We start from the raw sequence: 18,777 nt of genomic DNA, 5'->3' as shown, positions 1-18,777 counted from the left end.
ATAGCGGAATCCTGCAATCATCTATTATACATTGTGAAAGTAAGGGAGAGTGCATTCATGAATCTGAATATCGTTAAGCTGGTCACCGGCTCCAATGCCAAGCTGGATGAAGCCTCGCCGCAGGCGACGGTGAAGATTTCCTGCAGCAGTTCGCCGGCGGAGCTGGATATCAGCTGTTTCATGGTCGGGGAGAACGGCAAGGTTACGTCCGATGATTATTTCATCTTCTACAACCAGCCCGCCGATCCCAAGCGGATTGTAGAGTTCAATGCCATCGACAAGTACAGCGGCGAGTTTGCCATCGATCTGCATGCGCTGCGGCAATCTGCGGTTGCCAAATGCGTTTTCGCAGCCACGCTGGACGGCCCGGGGACTTTTGCCGATGTCAGGGGCTGCAGAATCAGTGCGGCTGCGGCCAACACAGAGCTGGTGTATGAAATAAATCAGAGTAATGCCGAGACCTCGCTGGTGCTGGCAGAGTTATACCGTCACGGCGAAGGCTTCAAGCTTAGAGCCGTCGGCCGGGGATTTCACGGCGGCCTGAAGCCGCTGGCTGAAGCGCACGGAGTCGAGGTGGAGGATGAAGAGCCGGAGAACAGCAGCAAGACGGAGGCTGAAGTGATGCAGGGTCACACGGAAGCTGCTGCTACATATAGCGGAACCGAGGGAAGTGTGGCGGAGGAGACGGCTTCCCGGCCCACGCTGAACTTAACGAAGATTGACCTGCTGAAGCAGAAGGTCGGAATCTCGCTGCGCAAGAAGAATCTGGAGCAGGAGAAGGCCAGGGTGGCCGTTGTGTTCGATGCATCAGGTTCCATGTCCGGGTTGTATTCGAGGGGCGTTGTTCAGCGGGCATTTGAGCGGATTCTGGCCGTGGCAGCAAGCATGGATGACGACGGCAGGCTGGATGTATGGTTCTTCGCGACTAAGAGCAAGCGGATGCCGAGTGTAGATGAGCACGGGTACGAGGATTATGTGAAGAGAACATATCCGGGGCCGAAGATGTTCGGCGGGCTGGGCATCGGCAATAATGAGCCGGTGGTTATGGCTGATATTATCAAGAAGTATACGAAGGAAGAGCCGGGCGCTCTGCCTGCTTACATTGTGTTCTTCAGTGACGGCGGAATTTATGAGACACCGAAGATCTCGAAGCTGCTGATCCAAAGCTCGAAGCATAACATCTTCTGGCAGTTTGTCGGGCTCGGCAATGCGGACTATGGTGTGCTGCGTGAGCTCGATGATCTGCAGGGCCGTTATGTCGATAATGCCGATTTCTTTGCGCTGGACGATCTGGATGAGGTCAGTGATGAGGATTTGTATGACCGCCTGTTTAATGAGTATCCCAAGTGGCTGCGTGAAGCCCGGGAGAAGGGTGTCCTGCGCTCATAGAGCTCAGCTGAAATAAGAGTAAGGCTCCGGAGCGTTAATCAACATTCCGGAGCTTTTTTTGCATGCCTTGCTGTCAAAAAATGCATATTAACGAATTCCGCAGAAACCTATTCAGGACTTTCGCTTTGTCGAAAAAAGGGGCGAACGGGTGTTTCGCCTCATTTAGTAAAAATGTCCCAGTTTTAGATTGACGAAAGCGCTATCAGAGCTGAGAATGAGGATAAATACCATGGTATGGCATAGCTTCACCCGCTTTTCCGCCCTTTGAAAACGCTTTAGTAATAGATCGACCAAGGAGGAATATGGATGAAAAAAAAGCTGATTCTCTTCCTGATGACCGCCGTGCTGATTCTGGGCGCTTCACTACCCGCTGCCGGTATTGCCCGCGCGGATGCGGTAAGTGATGCTTCAAACCGGGCGCTGACCTGGCTGCAGGTGCAGCAGGATGCAACGGCCGGATATGCTTTTGACGGATTGGTTGACAGCTTCGAGGATTTCTGGAGTCCGAACAATCCCAAGCAAATTGTCTATACGTATGATCAGGCCGTCGCAGCCATCGCTTTCATCGTCAAAGGGGAACGGACCCGGGCCGAGAAGGTGCTGAACAAAATGCGTGACATCCAGGACCCGTCCGGCTATTGGCTGAACTCCTACTGGTATAACAATGGCTATGGCGAAGAAATCCGCAAGCATGTCGGACCTGTATCCTGGATGGCCATGGCGGCTATGGCTTATGAGAAGCAGTATAATGATACCCGCTATCGTCCGATGGCGCTCAAGGCGCTGGACTGGTGCCTGACATACTCCAAAGCAAACGGCGGGATCGCCGGTGGCTGGAGCGCATGGAGCAATTCGGATGAGCCCTGGAGCTCGACGGAGCATAATATCGATCTGTACCGCGTGCTGCAGTACTATGCTTCTGTTGATTCCAGCAAAACGGCATCCTATACAGCAGCGGCAACAGGTGTGAAGAGCTTCCTGGACAATGTGGTCTGGGATGATGCGGCTAAGCGCTTCAAGGGCGGCTGGAAGAATGATACGAATCTGATCGATCCCAAAATCCCGCTGGATGTAAATCCCTGGGGAGTGCTCGCCCTCGGGCTGAACGGAACGCGCAACTACGGGGCAAGCCTGACCTATGTGGAGAACGCGGCCGGTACACCGGGAACACTGGCTAATCCGCGCTATAAGCAGACCCTGACCTATAACGATGCCGGAAATACACTTTCCGGGTATGATTTTGACTGGACGGATGAAGTGCTCCCGGCGTATGACGACAACGGCAATCAGATTGGCAATACGGGGGCGGATGTGTGGCTGGAGGGAACGGCTTTTATGTCGCTTGCCTACTACATGCAGGGAAATACAACGAAGGCGAATGCCATCAACACGGAGATTATCAAAAAACAGGGAACCAGCGGCCCGTCGCTCGGCGGAATCCCTTATTCCCTCAAGGGTACAAGCAACAGCTACTGGGTGATGGCCCAGCAGAACTGTGTATCAAGCACCGGGTGGCTGATCCTCTCGCTGCACCGTTTCAACCCGTTCACCGGCCAGTATCTGACCGGGGGCAGCACTCCTGGAGATACTACAGCACCTACGGTACCAGGGAATCTGGCCTCAACAGGTAAAACGGACACTACGGTCAGCCTAAGCTGGTCGCCATCCACCGATAACACCGGAGTCACCGGATATTACGTGTACCGCGGCGGCACCCAGGCGGCTTCTGTTACCGGAACTACAGCAACCGTCAGCGGACTGACGGCTTCAACGGCATACACCTTCACGGTAAAAGCGGCCGATGCCGCAGGCAACCTCTCCGCTGCTAGTAATGCCGTGACCGTAACCACGAACGCTTCCGGCGGCAGCGGGAATCACGTGACAGCGGATTATACGGCAGGCGTAACGAAGGTGTCGGCTGCTGAGGCCAGCATCTTCATCACACCGGTAACGTCCGCGCTGTATGTGGATGTCCACTATAAGGTGAACGGCGGCGCACAGCTGAATTACCGCATGACGCTTGCCTCGGGAACCTGGCGCCAGACCGTAAGCGGCCTCAGCACAGGCAGCAGCATTGAATATTGGTTCACCTACGAGAAATCCGGCCCGCAGTATGATTCGCCGCATTACACTTATGTGCAGTAAGCAGCATTAGCGGCGGTGCGGAATAGAGCTATTGTCATGAAATAAGCAGGAGGAGCCAGGCAGCCAATGGGTTGCCTGGTTTTTTTGATGCCTTTGTCACCGGATTTCCACCGCGAACAGCGGTAATCATCAAGAAATCCGGGGGCGGGCAGAGGTCGGATGTTCAAATGTTCACCGCAGTGACGACTAAGCTTCAAGCTCAAATCTTAAGTGCGTCTTCACTATATGGGCTAAACTTAAGGGTTTTAACATAATACCAATCCTTAATGTCTGTAGATAGTTGCACTTCCGGGCGGCTGCTTTTGTCGCGGGAATTTCCCCGTTTATCCGCTTTCCGGGGCAGGGAGCTGGCAGCTTCTCCTAGCCGGCTTTTCCCAGTTGGCTTCCTAGAATCCTGCACATAATACAACATTTCCCTCCATATGCCGGCCCAAATCCAACATTGTTGTATAAACTACAGGATTTCACCTGATTCAAGCGGCTTGGCGGGAGGATTGTTGTATTCCATACAACAATCCTCCCGAACACCCGGCTATCCAGGAATCAATGTTGCAAAACGTACAACATTTATGTCTACACGTCTACAGTGCTTCCTGACTCTAAGAAGTCCCAAGTCAACCGGTAACGAATCAAGTGTAAGAAATTGAAATTGACGTATTCCGTCAGTCCAGCAGCGGCTAACCGGCAACTTGTATTGACAGGGAAAAGCGGTGGAGAATTATGGAACTGGAGGAGTGAGGTGTCAGTCCTTGTCTGCTGAATTCCACTGTGAACCCCAGTATGAATTCAAGAAAGTATATAAAGCGAAAGTGATGCTTGTTTATTTACAACGTAACAGTGTTATGTTACGATGATCGCAAGGAGTGATCGTATGGAAGAGGAGCTAATATCCAAGAAGGACCTGCTGGATGAAACCGGCATCTCATACGGCCAGTTATACCGCTGGAAGAGGAAACAATTGATTCCTGAGGAATGGTTCATCCGCAAGTCCACGTTTACCGGACAAGAGACTTTTTTCCCGCGGGAACGAATACTGGGCCGGGTGCAGCATATTTTGCAGAAGAAAGATGATCTTTCTCTTGATGAACTTGCCGGAAAGCTGTCAGAGCCGTTGTCTCAGCACCAGCTCATATTAACAGTAGCACAGCTAAGGGAACGTAACATTGTTTCGAACAGTAGCCTGGAGCGGTTCGGCAGGCCGGACAGTGAAGGGATGCAGCTAACCTTTGAGCAGATTCTGAATCTGTTCACTGTAGATCTGCTGCTTAGCAAGGGGGAGCTGAATCTGGAGGAAGCAGACCGGCTCTATCTGACACTTGGAGTGCATACCCCGGGATTTGCGGGAAAGAACTGGGAGCTGTTTTTTGTACGGAAGATGGGGGTCAGCTTCTATCTGATGGCGCTGTCCGGGGCAGAGCTGGCCTTCGATGAAGGAGTCCGGGTAGTCAGCAGGCTTAGTCTTGCCGACCTGACAGAACAATTGAAAGTTAGATTAAGCTAATGGGAGGACTGGCAATGGAGAAGAATGAGCTGCCGGATTTGCAGATGGATGGGGTCAATACAGCCGCCGGAGGCAAATATAACAAGGTGAATATCAACGGCGTAAGCAAGATTAACGGAGCGCTGAGCGCGCATACCTATAAATGTGACGGCGTAATGAAGATGAACGGTGATCTTACTGCGGAAGAGATGGAGATTAACGGTAACTTCAGACTGAAGGGCAACCTCCAGGCTGGTGTAATGAAGCTGAACGGTGTGCTGACCGGAGACGGCAATCTGCGGGGAGAGCGCTGTGAGCTGGACGGCATGCTGAAGCTAATGGGCAATTGTGAGGTTGAGGAGCTGATCGGTGAAGGGGTATTTACTGTAGGCGGGCTGCTCAGTGCAGGGCGGATAGAATTCGGGCTTCATGGTTTGGCAGAGGCGGGCGAAATTGGGGTGGAGAGCCTGATTATCCGCAAAACCGGCTCTGCAGCATGGGGCAGGCTGTTAGGAGGGATCATTCCCAAGTTCAAACTGGAGCTGCGGGCCAAGCTCATTGAAGGCGATTATATAGATCTGGAATATACAACGGCGGATGTGGTCCGGGGTGGCACCGTCATTATCGGGGAAGGCTGCAGCATCGGCCGGGTCGAATATAGAACGGGACTGACAGTACATCCCGGAGCCCGTGTGGAGAAGGAGGAGAAGAATGGTGCATGATTCCGTAACGCGCAATGATCTGAAGATATTGGGGACCTCCAGTTCTGTTGGCGGGCATTTCAAGGATGTCAAAGTGACCGGAGAATGTAAATTTACCGGGGATGTGGATTGCCTGAAGTTCAGCCAGACCGGAGAGATCAAAGTGGACGGCAATCTGCGGCTGCAGCATATGAAGATTACCGGAGAGTGTGAGGTTAAGGGGCGGATCGACGGAGCCAGTCTGCGCGGACAAGGTCAGCTCACGGCAGGCACCGGGCTGCGTATAGAAGAAATCAAACTAACCGGCGGGATTATGGTTACCGGAGATTGCGAGGCAGAGGAACTGCAGCTTACCGGAATCATTGAGGTAAGCGGACTGCTTAATGCGGGGAAACTCGAATTGGGATTGTTTGGCCCCTGCAGAGCGGATGCGGTCGGCGGCAGCAGCATTTCTATCAAACGCAACCGGACCGGAGCCTTGCTGAGGCCCGGACAAGGCAAGAAAATGAGCTTTCAGGCCCGGCTGATTGAAGGGGACCAGATTGAGCTGCAGAGTACGCAGGCGCAGACTGTGCGGGGCGGAAGGGTTATCATCGGCACAGGCTGCGAGATCGATACAGTGGAATACCGTGATACCCTAGAGATTCATAAGAGCGCAACGGTACGGAATCCGGTGAAATTACTGCGTTAATTCTGGCGTGATACCTTGAACCTCAGCACTGTTCTCAGCTTCTCCGGCTGGACCCGGCGGGCATCCGAAATATAGATTTCCCGGTGAAGATGAGAAATCCGCTGCAGCCCCTGTTCCGCACAATATTGTTCCATCCTTGCGAAGCTGTGCGGTTCATCATCGTAGGGGCCGGTATGCATCATTTGTACACTGAGGCCGTCTTCGAAGCTATCGAAGGCGGCTTTGTGCAACAGCGGATGCGGCTTGCTGTGCTTGACCTTCTCCAGCACTTCAGCGGCAAGCTCCGGGGTTACAAAATCCGGCTGACGGATCATCAGGGTGTACACCAATTCGTCTTTATCAAGAACCGTTTTCTTACGGCCGGCTTCGCTGAGATCCCACACACCTTCCAGCGGGAAGACCGTATAGTCGTAATACCCATCCGGTTCCGGCCCTTTTTTGGGCAGCATCTTAATGGCATAAGAGAGGGAGTACAATACGCCGACGGCTTCAGCGAAAGGCGCAGCATTCGGATTGCCTTCACCCCGCAGTATGAAATAATTAAAGGCGGGCACTTGAATCAGCGCGGGTTCGGCAGCGGGCAGGTAAAGAGACTTGTCTTGTTTTCTCCATTCAACTTTCAACCGGATCACCTCATCATTATTATTCTGCTATATGAAGAATACCATGCTGAACTGGACAGGTGTATATCATGTTGGCAGGCAGCCGGCAGTACAAATAGTGCTGCGAATGCAAGAGCTGGGAGGGTTTCCGTTGAACGGACAAATTGAATTAGTTACCAATGCCAAGGCTGCGCTTGGTGAAGGACCGCATTGGGATCAGGTAGAGGGCAGGCTGTATTGGGTGGATATTGACGGCAGGGAATTGCGGGCATATGACCCCGCTGCGGGTACGGAAGACATCCATTACTTTGATCAAAGAGTAGGGGCAGCAGTACCGGATTAATGTTTTACATAGATACACTGACCTTCACGGTCGATGCGATGGACTATTCGCTTCAGGATGGCTCGGATAAGCTGCCGCAGACCGGTGATCCGGTTCGCCGAAGGGGAAGGCTGGCCGGATAGTATAACATCAGATTTAAACTTGTGAGAACACTTTGGTAAATCGCTTGCTGAGGTTTGCAGGGACCCTGTAACGGTAGTTCCTCCGGTAGGCTTAACTGTACTTTGTACAACTAAAACATCTGATTAACAACCGATTATCGGTTTAGTTGTATTTCGTGCAATTAAACTGCCATATATAGAGCGGTTCTCACCCATTCGGGAGATTTAGTTGTACAGAATACAGTTAAAGGATGCCAGCAAGCTTTTTCGCTGTTTTTAATTGCACATTTTACAACTATTACATGCTGCGATAGTGGATCAACATCAACGTACATCTCTGGTTCTGATGTTGTGCTAGTAGTATATGGATACCATGAATATCTCCATCAATTCAGGTAAGGTCAGGTGTTGTCTATCGGCAGGAGTGCTGCTGATGGACAACATCTTTTTTGGCTGCTGGTTTGTGAAAATGGTCCGCTGCGCTGTGAAAATGGTCCTATAGCCTCCTACCGCTGTCACGCGTCGGGCGCCGTTCCTCTCTCCTGATAGCAGGTTGCTTTCTGCTAGACTGAAAGCGCAAACAAAATCTGGATATAGGAGATTTCGATATGGGAGTACCCTCTGGTGAACTGCTGCATGGTGTGGAGCCGGCCCCGCCGCCCCGCAGGAAGCTGCAGAACAAATACAAGCTCTTTTTCATGGCGCTTCCGTTTCTGGCGGTAACTTTTATTTTCTACTATTTGCCGATAAGCGGATGGATTTACGCCTTCTATGATTTCATTCCCGGCATTCCCCTGTCGGACACGCCCTTTGTCGGCCTGAAGTGGTTCAGGACCATTGTCGCTAATCCGACTCAGACGGCTGAGGTGCTGCGGGTGCTGAAGAATACGGTCGCGATGAGCTCACTCGGGCTGGTGACCTCAGTGTTTCCCGTGATCTTTGCCATTCTGCTGACCGAGGTCCGGTCAGGCTGGTACCGCAAGCTGGTGCAGACGCTGACCACGATTCCGAATTTCATCAGCTGGATTCTTGTCTATGCGCTGGCCTTCTCACTGTTCTCCGTAGACAGCGGCGTGGTGAATCACCTGCTGGTCCAGTTCGGCTTCGCAGATGAAGGCTTCAACTTCCTGGCCTCCAGCTCTCATGTCTGGATTACGATGATCGCCTGGTACTGGTGGAAGTCGCTGGGCTGGGGAGCGATCCTGTACCTTGCGGCCATTGCCGGAATTGACCAGGAGCTGTATGAAGCGGCGGAAGTGGATGGAGCGAGCCGGTTCCGCAAGATCTGGCATATCACGGTGCCCGGAATCATTCCTACCTTCTTCGTCCTGCTGCTGCTCTCCATCGGTAACTTTGTGAATAACGGCATGGAGCAGTATTTCGCCTTCCAGAATGCGATGAATAAGGACACGATCGAGGTACTGGACCTCTACGTGTATAATATCGCTTTTGCCAACAACTTCCCGTTTGCAACGGCGGTCAGCATGCTGAAGTCGGTGGTCAGTGTTATCCTGCTGTTCGCGGCTAATACCCTCTCGAAGATTGTGCGTGACGAATCCATTATTTAAGGGCGGTGATTCCACATGCGGAACAAGCGTAAACAGGGCAATGCCCTCTTTCAGGGAATCATCTATCTGCTCTTCGGATTATTCACCCTGAGCTGTATTTATCCGTTCTATTATCTGTTCATTAACACGATTAGCTCCAATGATCTAAGCGCCGGAGGGTATATCAAGTTCTATCCGCGGCAGATTCATTTCGACAACTACTTCAAGGTCCTGCGGATCAGCGGGCTAAGCCACGCGGCACTGGTCTCGGTCTACAGAACAGTAGTCGGCACGTTCCTGACGGTTGGGGCATCGGCTTTTCTCGGCTATCTGTTTACCAAGAAAGAAATGTGGGGCCGGCAGATCTGGTACCGCAGCATTGTGGTCACGATGTATTTCAGCGCGGGGCTGATCCCCTGGTACATCACGATGCACAATCTGCATCTGACCAACAATTATCTGGCCTATATTCTGCCGACGATTATTACCCCGTTCAACATTATTCTGGTCAAAACCTTCGTGGAGGCAATTCCGCCTTCCCTGGAGGAATCGGCAGCGATGGACGGCGCTGGATACCTGCGGGTATTCTGGAGCATCATTGTGCCGCTGACCACGCCGATTCTGGCGACAATTACGATTTTCTCGGCGGTCAACCAGTGGAACTCCTTCATTGATACAGCGTTCCTGATGACCGACACGAAATATTACACGCTGCAGTTCCTGCTCTGGCGGTATTTGAACGAATCCAGCTCGCTCGCCGCGCTGATCCGCAATTCACCGGATATGGCGGCCAGCATTCAGAATATGCAGACTCCGACGTCGGTACGGATGACGGTCACCATGATCGTAGTGATGCCGATTCTGATTGTGTATCCGTTCTTTCAGCGTTTCTTCGTCAAAGGCATCATGATCGGGGCCGTCAAAGGCTGACCGAACTAATATATCAGGGGGTATGAAGCAATGAGATTCAGATTTAGACAAGTATCGCTACTTCTGCTAAGCACGATAATGGTGCTGGTTCTGGCAGCCTGCGGCGGAGGCAACGGAAATTCAGGCAATTCGGGCACTGAGGCCAGCACGGATAAGCCGGCGGCCGAAGCCACGCCAGCCGCCGGCACAGAGGCCACAGCGGCTCCGGCAGACGGGGCGCTGGACCATTCCAAGCCGCTCAAGCTGACCGTATTCTCGACAACGGCCAATTACGCCGGCCCGCAAATCGGCTGGTTCGCCAAAGTCATCAAGGACAAATTCAACATTGAGCTGGATATTGTTGCCTCCAACCTGACCGGCGGGGATACCAAAATCTCAGCCATGATGGCCTCGGGTGACCTCGGCGATGTCATCATCTTCGGGGATGACAAGAACCATTATCCGAACGCGATCAAAGGCAAGCTGCTGCTGGACTGGACACAGGACGGCCTGCTGGACAAATACGGCGCGGATATTGTGAAGCAGTTCCCCAAAGCGGTAGAGAAGGCTAAAGTGGCCTTTGGCGGCGGAAGCTCCGTCTTCGGTATCGGCAATAACGTGGCAACCAACCCGTCGGGACCTTCCGAGGGCAAGGACATGACCTGGGGACCCGACTTGCGCTGGGACCTGTATCAGCAGCTAGGTGCACCTGAAATCAGCAAGATCGAGGATTATCTCCCGGTGCTGAAGCAGATGCAGGAGCTGGAGCCGAAGAATGAGCAGGGGAAGAAAACCTATGCTTTCTCCTTATGGTCCGACTGGGACGGCAACTATAAAATGACGCTGGCGAAGCAGTTCGCCAACATGATGGGCTATGACGAAATAGCGGATACCGCGCTGTATGTCAAGGCTGATGAAGAGAAGTACTATGACTTCCTCTCCGAGGACAGCTGGTATATGAAATCGCTCAAGCTCTACTTCGAAGCGAATCAGATGGGCCTGCTTGACCCGGACTCGCTTACCCAGAAATTCGATGATGTGGTGGCGAAATACAAGGACGGCCGCCTGCTCTTCTCCTGGTTCCCGTGGCTGGGCGCAGCCAACTACAATACACCGGAGAGAACCGCAGAAGGCAAAGGGTTCGCGCTTGTACCGTTCAAGGATGAGCTGATGTACTCCACAGGCTTCAACGTATACGGCGGCAACGGAATTATCGCCATCGGTGCCAAGGCCAAAGAGCCGGCACGTATCATGGAGTTCATCAACTGGATGTACACACCGGAAGGCGCAATGATCTCGGCAGGCAGCGGAACGGCAGTCTCCAATGGACCGCAGGGACTGGCCTGGGATATTGACAGCAGCGGCAAGCCGGTCGTGACCGACTTCGGCTGGAAGGCTTATGCCGATCAGCAGAACACGCAGGTTCCCGAAGAATACGGCGGCGGTGACTACTATTACGGCTCGAATCAGATGAACTTCTCCTTCGTGGTTCCAGCGATGGTGAATCCGGCTACGAATGAGCCGTATGACCACAATCTGTGGCAGACCACACTGGAACGCAATCCGTCGAAGCTCGACAGTGACTGGAGAGCGAAGATGGGCGTGCTTACGGCCAAGGAATATTTTGAGAAAAATAATCTGCTCGCCGTAGCGCCGCAGGGCTTCACCGGCAAAGAGCCGCTGACGATGGACAAAACGCTGGAGCAGAAGAACAAGCAGATCGGTACCGTGATCCAGCAGATCTCCTGGAAGATGGTCTTCGCCAAAAACCAGGCGGAATTCGATAAGCTGAACAAAGAAATGCATGACAAAGTTAACGGTCTCGGCTATCAGGACGTGATGGACTTCTCCGTTAAGAAAGCGGAGGAGCTGTTCGAAGCCCGCAAAAGTGTGAAGTAAGCGGAAGCGGATAGGGAATAGGCAGGGCAGCGACCGCGCTGTTCTGCCTTCTTATTTTCAGAACAAGAAAAATCTGGTATTCTGATTCTATATATTGAAACGCTTTCATTAAGAGATGAGGTCCGGCCCATGCCTGGAAAGAAGCAAGCAGGCCATCCGCCGAAGGGGAAGTCCCTGCGGACTACTTTGGTGATTTATTTGCTGATCGGTACGCTGCTGCCGCTGCTGATTGTCGGCTTCATATCCTACACTTCCATCTATTCCATTCTGTCCGGCAAAATCGGCAGCGGCATCAGTGCCAGTCTGCGCCAGGAAGCGCTGAGCCTGGAGAATGCCATCGACAATCTGGATTTCGCCTCCAAGCAGTTTGCGCTGGACGGACAGATTGTGGAGGAGATGTCTTCTTTTCTGCAGGAGAAGCAGATCTACCGCAAGTCGCAAATGATGAATTCGATCAATCAGAAGATCAACCTGGTCAACTTCACTAATCCCTATATCGGGCTGACCGCCTATATCATGCCTGACAGTGATGATCCGGTGCTGTTCACCAACATGAGTACGCGAAGGGGCTTCGATCTCAGCAGCCTGCCTTCGTTCATGCGCTATAACGGGGCTGATTATTATGGTCCGCATGGCACGATGTATGCTGTCGGTGATAATGTCGTCTTCTCGGAGCGGCGGATCGTACGGGTGAGCGGGCAGCATGAGCTGTATATCTATCTGGAGACGAATTACAGTCTGCTGCGCAAAATTTTCAATCAGGAAGCCTACGGGATGAAGGTTAATCATCTCCTGGTGAATCAGAGCGGTACCCTTACTCATGTCATTGACGGTGAATTACCGGAAAGAATCGTCAAGCAGGCCGGGCAAAACGGGGGTTCCGCCCATCAGGTGCTGAATGGCTATCATTTGTTCCGCTATGAGAGTCCGCAGGGCTGGAAGCTTGTAGCCGTGGTCAAACGGTCGGTGTTCAACAGCGAGATTTACACCTGGATCTACAAAATGATTCTGCTGGCGCTGCTCACCCTCCTGTTCGCGGGATTTCTGGCCTGGCTGATCTGGAGAAGGGTCTATGGTCCGCTGCGCAAGGTCAATCTCGAAATTATCCGCATGGCGGAGAATGTCACCACGCCGGTAGCATTCACGAATGTGGAGGAATTCGATTCTGTCCTGAGCAACTTCCAGCAGATGAAGGATCAGGTGAATGAGCTGATTCTGGCGGTGGCCCGCAATGAGAAGCAGAAAAGCCAGTTCGAGATTGAGAAGCTGCTCAGCCAGATCAATCCGCATTTCCTGCATAATACGCTCAATACGGTGCAGTGGCTCGCCAGGCTGAACGGACAGAAGGAGATTGACAAGCTGGTTACCCTGCTGGTGAAGGTGCTGCATTATAACCTCGGCAAGCAGAGCATCATCGTGACCATCGGGGAGGAGATTGAAGCGATCCGTAATTACATGGAGCTGCAGCGCATCCGTTACGATTATGAATTCGAGTTCAATGTAGAGGCCGATCCGGAGGTGTTGTCCGCTGCGGTTCCCCGATTCCTGCTGCAGCCGCTGGTCGAGAACTCCATCTATCACGGACTGAGTGACAACGGTAAGGTCGATGTAATCATTACCGCGCAGGGTACGAATGAAGTGCAGCTCATTGTGCAGGACAACGGTGCGGGAATGGATCAGGCGAAGATTGAGGAGCTGCTTGCGGAGGAGACCGTACGGAGACGGGGGCTTGGCATCGGCTTCGCTTATGTGATGCGGATGCTGCGCATGTATTACGGGGAGCAGATGAGTCTGGAGATTCTCAGCGGGGAGAGCGGCGGTACAACGGTATCTATCATCATACCCATTATGAGCAAGGAGGACTTCAATGATTAAAGCTGTGGTCGTGGATGACGAGCGGCTGGTGCGCAAAGGCTTCATCTCGCTGATTGACTGGCCGTCCTTCGGGGTGGTGATTACCGGTGAAGCGGGGGACGGCAATGCTGCACTGGAGCTGCTCCGCCAGCAGGAGACGGATCTGCTGTTCGTGGATCTTACAATGCCGGGCATGACCGGGTTCGAGCTGATCCGCCAGGTCAGGCTGCGGTTTCCGGCTGTCCGCTGTGTGGTGCTCACCTGCCACCATGAATTCGATTATGTGCAGGAGGCACTGCGGCTGGGAGCGGTCGACTATATTGTTAAAACGCTGCTGGAGGTGGAGAATGCCGACGAAACCATCCGCAGGCTGGTGGAGCGGATCAGGTGGGAGGACGGCAACCGGGGCGCCCTGGTATCCGGCGAACTGAAGGTTATGTCTGCAGACAAGGCTCTGCTCTATCTGCCCCTGGAGCCTGAAGGGAAGGAAGCGGAGCTCTTTGAACTGTCACTGGTCAAGAACCATCCGCTGATCTCATTCCAGAACCTGTGGATGACCCCGCTTCCCTGCCGTGTGGCCGTGGAAGAAATCCGCCGTGAGCTGGAGGCCGTGCTTGGAGCAGGCTGGGCAGCTGTACTTGTAGAAGGGGTGCGTGATCAGCCGCTGAAGGAGCTGGAGGAGGTTCTGGAACGGACGGTTCCGCAGGCACTGTTCTATTATACCGGTGAATCTGAGTTGCCCAAGCTGAGCTATGATGAACTCAAAACGGTTGCCGGAAGGCATCGTCCCGCTACCGCTGCAGAGGAACCGGAGCCGCTGGTGCGTGCAGTGAATCTCCGGTGGACGCTTGAGCGGGGAGCCTGGGAAGACTTCAACGCAGCCGTTCTGTTCCGGCAGCCGCGCCAGGAGGCGGTTGCTGAGTTTGGAAGGGAGCTGCTGCGCAACTGGAGCGGGCTGCTGATGAAGCCGGAGGAGGCGGCGGAGCTTGCACTATCGGCACACCGCAACCGGAACTGGTGCCAGTGGAAAAGCTGGCTGCGCCAGTTCTCCGCTCAGGTTCAGCAGCGGATGATTGAGCTGGGCATGAGCAAAGAAGTGATGTTCTGCCTGATCAGCGCTGTGAACTATATGAAGAGCCATGCCGGGGATAAAATCAATCAGGGCGATGTAGCCGCCGCCATTAATATGAGCCGCGGCTATTTCAGCCAGTGCTTTGCCCGCTTTGCCGGGGAGACCTTCGGGGACAGTCTGCGGAGCATGCGGCTGGAACTGGCCAAATCCCTGCTGCGCGATACCCATGCGCCGGTCTGCGAAATTGCCTGCCGGTCCGGCTTTGAGGATGACCGCTATTTCAGCAGGCTGTTCCGTGAGCATGTAGGCAAGCTGCCCAGTGAATACCGTGCAGAAGGGATGGGGGAGCGGTGAACCGGGTCATGAGATATTCCTTGCCTCTATTGCTGCTGCTCAGTCTGTCCGCCTGCCGCAGCAGCGGTGCAGGGGGGCCTGCGGAACGGACAGCGCCGGCCGCTAATGCTGCCGATGCCGCTGCTTACGGCCGGTATGAGGAGCCGGTCGTGATGCGGATCGGCTTCAAGGTGCCGGATTCCCGGCTGACTACAGGCGACAGCAATGATAATAATCCGATCTCCCGCTATCTGGAGAGCCTGACGAACATCAGAGTCATTCATTCCTGGGAAGCGAAAGGCGAAGAGCCGTTTACTCAAAAAGCGCAGCTGGCCATAGACAGCAATGATCTGCCGGATGCGATGGTGGTGGACCGGGATCAGCTCAGCAAGCTGATCGCAAGCGATATGATTGAGGATCTTACCGATACGTATGAGCAGTACGGCTCCGGACTGATCAAGGATATGTACGATTCGACTCATGGCGAAGCTCTAGCCGATGCGCAGCGGGGCGGAAGATTGTACGGACTGCCGAATGTAGCCATTCATGCAGATTCGACCTCCCTGCTGTGGGTCCGCCAGGACTGGCTGGACCGGCTGGAGCTGCCGGCTCCGCGAACGCTTGGGGATATTGAGGCGATCGCCAGAACTTTTATCGACAAGGACCCGGACGGCAACGGCAAGCGTGATACCGTGGGCATTAGCGCGTACAAGAATATTGTGTACGGGACCAAGCCGTATGTGAACGGTCTGGACGCCGTGTTCAGCGCCTTTCATTCCTTCCCGACCAACTGGATTAAGGACAGCAGCGGTAACGTAGTCTATGGTTCGGTTACCCCGGAGACACGCAAAGCGCTGGGCCAGCTCGCCGCATGGTACAAACAGGGATTAATTGATCCTGAGTTTGCGCTGTACAAAGAAACCCAGGAGCCGATTATTGCCGGCAAAGCCGGAATTTTCTTCGGGCCCTGGTGGATGCCCTTCTATCCGTTGTCGGAAGCGGTTGCCCAGGATACCAAAGCCGAATGGCGGGCCTACGCCGCACCGCTGGATGAGTCCGGCAAATTCGTAGCCCATATAGCCCCGGTCACGGACCGGTATCTGGTTGTCCGCAAAGGATACGAGCATCCCGAGGCTGTAGTGAAGCTGCTGAATGTGTTCACCCGGCTGGAAAGAAGACGTGATCCGAACGTGGAGGAGGTCGGGAAGCTGGATGATTTCGCAGCGCAGACCGGTATTCAGCCGCGGGCCTATTACCCGTTCGATCTGCTGATTGATTATAGCGATGCCATCGAGAAGCATTATGCGGATATTCAGCAGGCGCTGCACGGCAAGATCGACCCGGATGCGCTCGACCCCGATACCCGGCTGATCTATGACCGCTGGCAGGCGGAGGAAGAGCAGCCGAAGAAGAATCTGGAGGGCTGGAAGGCGGCCAACGCCTACAAATACGGGGTAGCCGTATTGTCCACAACAGCCGTTGAGGGAGTGCGCAGCGTGTATTACGGAAGTACGCTGCATATGGCGGCGAAGTGGCCGGCGCTGCAGAAGCTGGAGAGTGAGACGTTCCTTAACATTATCGTTGGCGATGCGCCGCTGAGCTCTTTTGATCAATTCACCGTGAAATGGATGAACATGGGCGGCGGACAAATCACGCGGGAGGTCACGCAAATTGTGAACATCCGGGAGGCAGAGAGTAAGCAGGATGACAGCAACAGCCAGTGAACAGGAATCGTAAAGAGGAAACGGTGAACAGGGATCAGCATATCCGCAAAAGATGCAGGTAACATAAATTAGAGGCTGTCCCAAAAGTAGATATTATACTGACGAGTCAGATTCTCGAATTTCTCTTGCTATTCCTGCTTTTCGGCTGCTTCAATTTCAGCGAACAGGGAACGTACCTTATCCTCCAGTTTGGCTTTGTGTGTACTGACCGCTTTCCCCAAAACAATGTGTAACGATTGGAGTTCACCTCAATTTTGGTGCCGTTTACAAAGTAATACTCAAAGGAAACGTATTTTTCGTCTGTCACGGCCACCCCCAGGGAAAACCGCGTTAAAGATAGAGTTGTCCAGCCGGTTGACGAAGGTATTTACAATACGAACGAGGTGATCTTCCGGGATATCTTCATCGGGATCCATTGGCAAGCAAAGTTGGCCCAGGGATTATTGAATGTACAAAGGAATCGCTCCTCTGAAAATGGTTGGGGGTACCTCCATTTTACCAAAACGAGCAATTTCTTTGTTTGTTTTTAAGGTTAAAAATACAATTCCCGCTTAAACAGCGGAGCGGACGGAACGATTGTGGAAAAGCGAATGCGGTCGCCTTGGTCTCCGGATTTTCACCGTTAAGGGGAATGAAAAAAATCTGGAGAGCACAGCGATTGGAACAACGGTCCGTTCGCGCAGCGTCCACCCAAGTGCTCACGTTGATCTTACTCCAAAATAAATAGCTGTCCAAGGATAAGCCTGTGGCTTCCTCAGGCAGATTTGCCGATCTCAGCAGCGAGTCCATGCTCCGCCCGATTCGCCCGGGTGGAGCGATAGCTGAGCCATGCTCCGCACAGGGCCAGAACGGCAAGGCCCGAGGCCAGCCACGGAATCGAGGCGATTCCCAGTGTGTTGATGGTCACCCCGCCGAGATAAGCACCGGCGGCATTGCCCAGATTCAGCGCCGAGTGGCTGGAGGTGGTGGCCAGCAGCGGTGCTTTATGTGCCAGATTCATGATCCGCAGCTGAATGCCGGGCATTATTCCGAATGCGGCGATCCCCCAGAGAAAGACGTTGGCAACGGCAAGGACCGGATGATGCAGCGTCAGCGGGAATAATGCGATAATGCCGGCCAGCACGGCGAAGTTGACGATCAGGGAAGGCATCAGCTTCCAGTCGGCCAGCTTGCCGCCGGCGATATTGCCAAGGGTAACGCCAACTCCGAACAATACCAGAATCCAGGTGACACTATGCTCGGCGAAGCCGGTGATGTCTTCAAGAATTGGCGTGATATAGGTGAACAAAGCGAACAGGCTTCCGCAGCCCAGCGCTCCCGTAAGCAGAATCAGCAGTACCTTGGGATTCATCAGCCCGCGCACCTCCTCGGCAAGATTGGCTGTCTGCTCCTGAACAATAACAGGAATGAAGTGGATAATCCCAAAGAGGGAGATAATGCCCAGCACGGTGATGGCGCCGAAGGAAGCCCTCCAGCCGAGCTGCTGCCCGATGAAGGTTCCGAACGGTACACCAATGATATTGGCGACGGTAAGCCCGGCCAGTACAATAGACACGGCGCCTGCCCGTTTCTCCGGCCGGACCAGCCGGGAAGCGATAATCGTCCCGACTCCGAGGAAGGTTCCGTGAGCGAAGGCGGTCAATACCCGGGCAATAATCAGCAGCGGATAGGTAGGCGCTATAACGGATACGGCATTGCCGAAGATGAAAATACCCATGAGGATGACGAGCAGCTTTTTCTGCGGCAGCCGGTGGGTGAAGACAGTCAGCACAGGCGCTCCGATGGCTACGCCCAGCGCATAGCTTGTAATCAGCTGGCCGGCCTGGGAGATGGTTACGCCGAGATCACTGGCGACATTGGGCAGCAGCCCCATGATGATGAATTCGGTCATGCCGATGGCGAAGGCGCCAAGTGTAAGGACCAGCAGGGATAACGGGAAACGTTCCTTGCCGGGTGAAGGTACAGATTTAGTTGCAGCGTGTTTCAT

15 protein-coding genes are annotated in these 18,777 nt (G+C 53.6%); 13 read left to right on the top strand and 2 right to left on the bottom strand.

Going from position 1 to position 18,777, the window contains the following annotated elements; translation table 11 throughout:
• Positions 1–57 precede the first annotated feature (57 nt).
• The 5 genes from P40081_RS22220 to P40081_RS22195 all read left to right on the top strand — a co-directional run bounded on the left by P40081_RS22220 (position 58) and on the right by P40081_RS22195 (position 6,406).
• Positions 58–1,389 carry a vWA domain-containing protein gene (locus tag P40081_RS22220; RefSeq protein ID WP_042138513.1) on the top strand — a complete coding sequence of 444 codons (1,332 nt, stop codon included), beginning with the start codon at positions 58–60 and terminating at the stop codon, positions 1,387–1,389.
• Between the two features lie 306 nt (positions 1,390–1,695).
• Positions 1,696–3,534, top strand: a complete 1,839-nt coding sequence (locus P40081_RS22215; protein ID WP_081970063.1) for a fibronectin type III domain-containing protein — start codon at positions 1,696–1,698, stop codon at positions 3,532–3,534.
• A gap of 871 nt (positions 3,535–4,405) precedes the next feature.
• The gene (locus tag P40081_RS22205) at positions 4,406–5,035 is read left to right on the top strand and encodes a YhbD family protein (RefSeq protein WP_042138509.1); all 630 of its coding nucleotides are present in this window, start codon (positions 4,406–4,408) and stop codon (positions 5,033–5,035) included.
• Between the two features lie 14 nt (positions 5,036–5,049).
• Positions 5,050–5,736 carry a hypothetical protein gene (locus P40081_RS36560; RefSeq protein WP_052421940.1) on the top strand — a complete coding sequence of 229 codons (687 nt, stop codon included), beginning with the start codon at positions 5,050–5,052 and terminating at the stop codon, positions 5,734–5,736.
• A complete protein-coding gene (locus tag P40081_RS22195; RefSeq protein ID WP_042138507.1) occupies positions 5,726–6,406 on the top strand; it encodes a hypothetical protein in 681 nt (226 codons plus the stop codon). The genes P40081_RS36560 and P40081_RS22195 overlap by 11 nt, the downstream gene beginning before the upstream one ends.
• Here P40081_RS22195 and P40081_RS22190 read toward each other — a convergent pair.
• Positions 6,403–7,038, bottom strand: coding sequence for a GyrI-like domain-containing protein (locus P40081_RS22190; RefSeq protein ID WP_331281677.1), 636 nt, complete (start codon positions 7,036–7,038; stop codon positions 6,403–6,405). The two genes, P40081_RS22195 and P40081_RS22190, sit on opposite strands and share 4 nt — an antisense overlap.
• A gap of 121 nt (positions 7,039–7,159) precedes the next feature.
• On the opposite strand from P40081_RS22190, the gene P40081_RS22185 reads away from it, so the two are divergent.
• The 8 genes from P40081_RS22185 (at position 7,160) to P40081_RS22155 (ending at position 16,790) form a co-directional block, all read left to right on the top strand.
• A complete protein-coding gene (locus P40081_RS22185) occupies positions 7,160–7,351 on the top strand; it encodes an SMP-30/gluconolactonase/LRE family protein (protein ID WP_197074258.1) in 192 nt (63 codons plus the stop codon).
• The gene (locus tag P40081_RS39815) at positions 7,351–7,473 is read left to right on the top strand and encodes a hypothetical protein (protein ID WP_269323104.1); all 123 of its coding nucleotides are present in this window, start codon (positions 7,351–7,353) and stop codon (positions 7,471–7,473) included. The genes P40081_RS22185 and P40081_RS39815 overlap by 1 nt, the downstream gene beginning before the upstream one ends.
• A 587-nt stretch (positions 7,474–8,060) precedes the next feature.
• A complete protein-coding gene (locus P40081_RS22180; protein ID WP_042138501.1) occupies positions 8,061–9,020 on the top strand; it encodes an ABC transporter permease in 960 nt (319 codons plus the stop codon).
• A 15-nt stretch (positions 9,021–9,035) separates the two neighbouring features.
• Positions 9,036–9,929, top strand: a complete 894-nt coding sequence (locus P40081_RS22175) for a carbohydrate ABC transporter permease (protein WP_042138499.1) — start codon at positions 9,036–9,038, stop codon at positions 9,927–9,929.
• Positions 9,930–9,959: 30 nt separating this feature from the next.
• Entirely contained in the window at positions 9,960–11,807 is a 1,848-nt protein-coding gene (locus P40081_RS22170) for a type 2 periplasmic-binding domain-containing protein (RefSeq protein ID WP_042138497.1), read from the top strand.
• A 129-nt stretch (positions 11,808–11,936) separates the two neighbouring features.
• Positions 11,937–13,682, top strand: coding sequence for a sensor histidine kinase (locus tag P40081_RS22165; RefSeq protein WP_042138495.1), 1,746 nt, complete (start codon positions 11,937–11,939; stop codon positions 13,680–13,682).
• On the top strand, positions 13,675–15,087 hold the full coding sequence (locus P40081_RS22160) for a response regulator transcription factor (RefSeq protein ID WP_042138493.1): 1,413 nt from the start codon (positions 13,675–13,677) through the stop codon (positions 15,085–15,087). Before P40081_RS22165 ends, P40081_RS22160 begins: the two co-directional genes overlap by 8 nt.
• An 8-nt stretch (positions 15,088–15,095) precedes the next feature.
• Positions 15,096–16,790 carry a type 2 periplasmic-binding domain-containing protein gene (locus P40081_RS22155; RefSeq protein WP_156118667.1) on the top strand — a complete coding sequence of 565 codons (1,695 nt, stop codon included), beginning with the start codon at positions 15,096–15,098 and terminating at the stop codon, positions 16,788–16,790.
• Positions 16,791–17,544: 754 nt separating this feature from the next.
• Here the strand turns inward: P40081_RS22155 and P40081_RS22150 are convergent.
• Positions 17,545–18,777, bottom strand: coding sequence for an MFS transporter (locus P40081_RS22150; RefSeq protein ID WP_042138491.1), 1,233 nt, complete (start codon positions 18,775–18,777; stop codon positions 17,545–17,547).

Source organism: Paenibacillus sp. FSL P4-0081, assembly GCF_000758565.1.
GTDB classification, from domain to species: Bacteria; Bacillota; Bacilli; order Paenibacillales; family Paenibacillaceae; genus Paenibacillus_AQ; species Paenibacillus_AQ phytohabitans.
This window is presented reverse-complemented; position numbering and strand designations above follow the sequence as displayed.